This is a genomic window from Aeromicrobium sp. REDSEA-S38_B2 (genome assembly GCF_001628525.1).
Taxonomy (GTDB): Bacteria; Actinomycetota; Actinomycetes; order Propionibacteriales; family Nocardioidaceae; genus Aeromicrobium; species Aeromicrobium erythreum.
Window position 1 is genome coordinate 17,106 of record NZ_LUNH01000007.1, and the last position, 2,966, is coordinate 20,071.

Below are 2,966 nucleotides of genomic sequence, written 5' to 3' on the forward strand. Positions count from 1 at the left end.
CCCCGCGACCTCTCTGCCGCCGTCGGGGCGCCGTCAGTCCTGCGCGAGCCGCATCGCGGCATGGGTCTCGTCGAGCAGGAGGGGTGCGGTGGCTCCCCAGCCGTGGTCGTGCACGGCCTCCGCGACGGCCTCCGGCGACACCGTGGCCATCGGGAAGCAGGCCCACACGAGCGGAACGGTGGACAGCCGCGGCAGCGCGTCGTCGAGCTGGTCGGTCAGGACGTCGAGGTCGTCGGCGAGCAGCACGGTCGCGTCGAGGTCGTCGGCGTCGTGGTCGAAGACCTCCACGCCCTCGGGCAGCGGACGCAGCAGCGACGTCACCGCCGTCGTCCCGCCCACGGCCCACACGCGGAAGCCGTCGCCGATGCCGAGCAGGTCGGCGGTCGTCTCGCTCATCGCGCCAGTCTAGGGTCGCTCAGCGCGTCGGCCGGGCCGCGAGGTCGTGGATCACGCGCCCCTTCGCGAGGCCCTTCTGCTCGAACTTCGTCAGCACCCGCCCCTCGAACCGCTCGACCGGACCGCCCTCGACGTGCGGGCTGTCCGCCACCACCTCGGCCATCTGCTCGCCGTAGTCGGCCCAGTCGGTCGCGAGCCGCCACGTGCCGCCCGGCTCCAGCACCCGCGCGACGAGCTCGGTGAAGGGGACGGTCACGAGCCGCCGCTTCTGGTGCCGCTTCTTGTGCCACGGGTCCGGGAACCAGGTCCACAGCTCGTGCACCGACTCGGGCTCCAGCGCGGTCGCCAGCGTCTCGGTCGCGTTCGCGACGGCCAGCCGGACGTTCGTCACGCCGGTCGCGCGCGCCTGCACGAGGGTCTGCGCGACGCCCGGCACCCACACCTCCAGTGCCAGGAAGTTCCAGTCCGGGTGGCGCTCCGCGGCTGCCACGACGTTCTCGCCGCGTCCGCTGCCGATTTCGACGACGAGCGGGGCGTCGCGGCCGAACGTCGACGCAGGGTCGACCCGCCAGTCGGGGTCGACCGACGTGCTCGGGCCGGCGCGGGGCACGTCGAGCACGTAGGCCTCGGCCAGCTCGTCCCACGCCGACTGCTGCTTCTCCGTCAGACGCCCTCCGCGCCGCGTGAACGACACCGGCTCGCGGCGGTAGCGGGGCGGCTCGTCGGGAGCGGTGGCGGGATCTTGCGGCAGGTCGGCAGCGTCGGGCATGGCTCGAACCCTAGGACGTCCGCCACGATCGTCGGCATGAGCACCACCGACGCCTCCCGCGACCCCGCCATCGCCCCCGACGAGAAGGACTGGACGTGGGTGCTGCGCCAGCCCTGCTCCGAGTGCGGGCTCGTCGCGGGCGAGGTCGAGGCCGCCGCCGTCGGCACCCTCGTGCGCGACTCGCTGCCCCGCTGGCGGCAGGTGCTCGACCGGGCCGACGTCGCTCGGCGTCGTCGCCCGGACGTCTGGTCCGACCTCGAGTACGCGTGCCACGTGCGCGACGTCTTCTCGGTCATGCACGACCGGCTCCGTCTCATGCTCCTCGAGGACGACGCACGCTTCGCGAACTGGGACCAGGACGCCACAGCCGTCGACGACGACTACGCCGGCCAGCGCCCCGCCGACGTCGCGCCCGCGCTCACGACTGCGGGGGAGCGACTCGCGGCAGCGGTCGACGCCGTGCCGGCGGACGCCTGGGGCCGCACCGGGCAGCGGAGCAACGGCTCGACCTTCACCGTGGAGACCCTCCTGCAGTACCTCTGGCACGACGTCGCGCACCACCTCGTCGACGTCGACGCGTGACCCCCGCGCTCCCTTTGGTTTCAGGAAGAAACCAGTCCGGATCGGGATAGATTCGCGCATCTCCCTCGTTATGTAGGGTGAGGTCACATCGACCTCCTCAGAAGTGCTGAGTACTGATTCCCTGGAGGGAACCATGCAGAGCAACAACCCCGTGTTCAACCGATCCGAGGGGTTCAACGGCCGTGGTGCGGCCACGACCCGCTCGGCAGATCCGTCGCAGTGGAAGATCGACCTCGACGGCTCGGCCTCGCAGCCCAGCCCGACCCACACCACGGGCCGCGGCACGGGCTTCATGACCATCGAGTCCACGGTCGAGAAGACCGCGCTCACGCTCGGTGTCGTCGTCGCCACGGCCGCTGCGGCCTGGTTCCTCATCGGCGACATCTCCACCGACCAGGCTGCGGTGCAGAAGGCGTTCGGCTTCGCGTTCGCCGGCGCGATCGTCGGCTTCGGCCTCTCGCTGGTCAACTCGTTCAAGAAGATCATCAGCCCGGCGCTCGTCCTCGCGTACGCCGCCGCCGAGGGTGTCTTCGTCGGCGCCTTCTCCAAGGTCGTCTCCGGCTACGTCGGCGACCCGACGATCGTGTTCCAGGCCGTCCTGGCCACCATGGTCGCCTTCTTCGCCACGCTCGGTGCCTACAAGTTCTTCAACATCCAGGTCACCGACAAGTTCCGCAAGGTCGTCACGATCTCCATGTTCGCCTTCGTCGGCGTCATGCTGGTCAACTTCGTCCTCAGCATCACGGGCGTCCTCGAGTCGGGCGGCCTGCGCGGCATGACCGGCCTCGGCCTCGTCGTCTCGGCGATCGCCGTCGTGCTGGCCGTCTTCATGCTGATCATGGACTTCGACTTCGTCGAGCGCGGCGTCGAGGCCGGTCTCCCGGAGCGCGAGTCCTGGCGTGCGGCCTTCGGCCTGACGGTCACCCTGGTCTGGCTCTACATCGAGATCCTGCGCATCCTCGCCATCCTGCGCGGACAGGACTGACACCCGCAGCACCCGACCGACGGCCGGTCACCCCTCGGGGTGGCCGGCCGTCGGCGTTCCGTGGTCTCGACGCGACAGCGACGCCGCCGGTCGAGTAGTCGCCGCTGCGACGAAGGAGCTGGCGGCGACGTATCGAGACCACTCTGGGCTGTCGCTGTGGGTTGGCCCGCGCTGGGCTGTTGCCGGGTGGTCTCGATACGCAGGGACCTCGCAAGCTCGTCCCTGCTACTCGAC

General features: G+C 70.7%; 4 protein-coding genes. 2 read left to right on the forward strand and 2 right to left on the reverse strand.

The window, feature by feature from the left end; translation table 11 throughout:
• Positions 1–33 precede the first annotated feature (33 nt).
• Together A6Q81_RS01475 and trmB are read right to left on the reverse strand one after the other, a co-directional pair.
• Positions 34–396: a DUF3052 family protein gene (locus A6Q81_RS01475; RefSeq protein ID WP_067859449.1), complete on the reverse strand. Its 363-nt coding sequence runs from the start codon at positions 394–396 to the stop codon at positions 34–36.
• Between the two features lie 19 nt (positions 397–415).
• Entirely contained in the window at positions 416–1,165 is a 750-nt protein-coding gene (trmB, locus tag A6Q81_RS01480) for a tRNA (guanosine(46)-N7)-methyltransferase TrmB (RefSeq protein WP_286689272.1), read from the reverse strand.
• A gap of 36 nt (positions 1,166–1,201) precedes the next feature.
• On the opposite strand from trmB, the gene A6Q81_RS01485 reads away from it, so the two are divergent.
• Together A6Q81_RS01485 and A6Q81_RS01490 are read left to right on the forward strand one after the other, a co-directional pair.
• Positions 1,202–1,747: a DinB family protein gene (locus A6Q81_RS01485; RefSeq protein WP_286689273.1), complete on the forward strand. Its 546-nt coding sequence runs from the start codon at positions 1,202–1,204 to the stop codon at positions 1,745–1,747.
• A 133-nt stretch (positions 1,748–1,880) separates the two neighbouring features.
• Positions 1,881–2,732 (forward strand): Bax inhibitor-1/YccA family protein, encoded by an 852-nt coding sequence (locus A6Q81_RS01490; RefSeq protein WP_067859440.1) that lies wholly within the window; start codon positions 1,881–1,883, stop codon positions 2,730–2,732.
• Positions 2,733–2,966: the final 234 nt, after the last annotated feature.

What these genes read in the sequence shown, in the direction of transcription:
- A6Q81_RS01485 (WP_286689273.1), top strand. Translation starts at nt 1,202, where the DNA reads ATGAGCACCACCGACGCCTCCCGCGACCCCGCCATCGCCCCCGACGAG.
- A6Q81_RS01475 (WP_067859449.1), bottom strand. Translation starts at nt 396, where the DNA reads ATGAGCGAGACGACCGCCGACCTGCTCGGCATCGGCGACGGCTTCCGC.
- trmB (WP_286689272.1), bottom strand. Translation starts at nt 1,165, where the DNA reads ATGCCCGACGCTGCCGACCTGCCGCAAGATCCCGCCACCGCTCCCGAC.
- A6Q81_RS01490 (WP_067859440.1), top strand. Translation starts at nt 1,881, where the DNA reads ATGCAGAGCAACAACCCCGTGTTCAACCGATCCGAGGGGTTCAACGGC.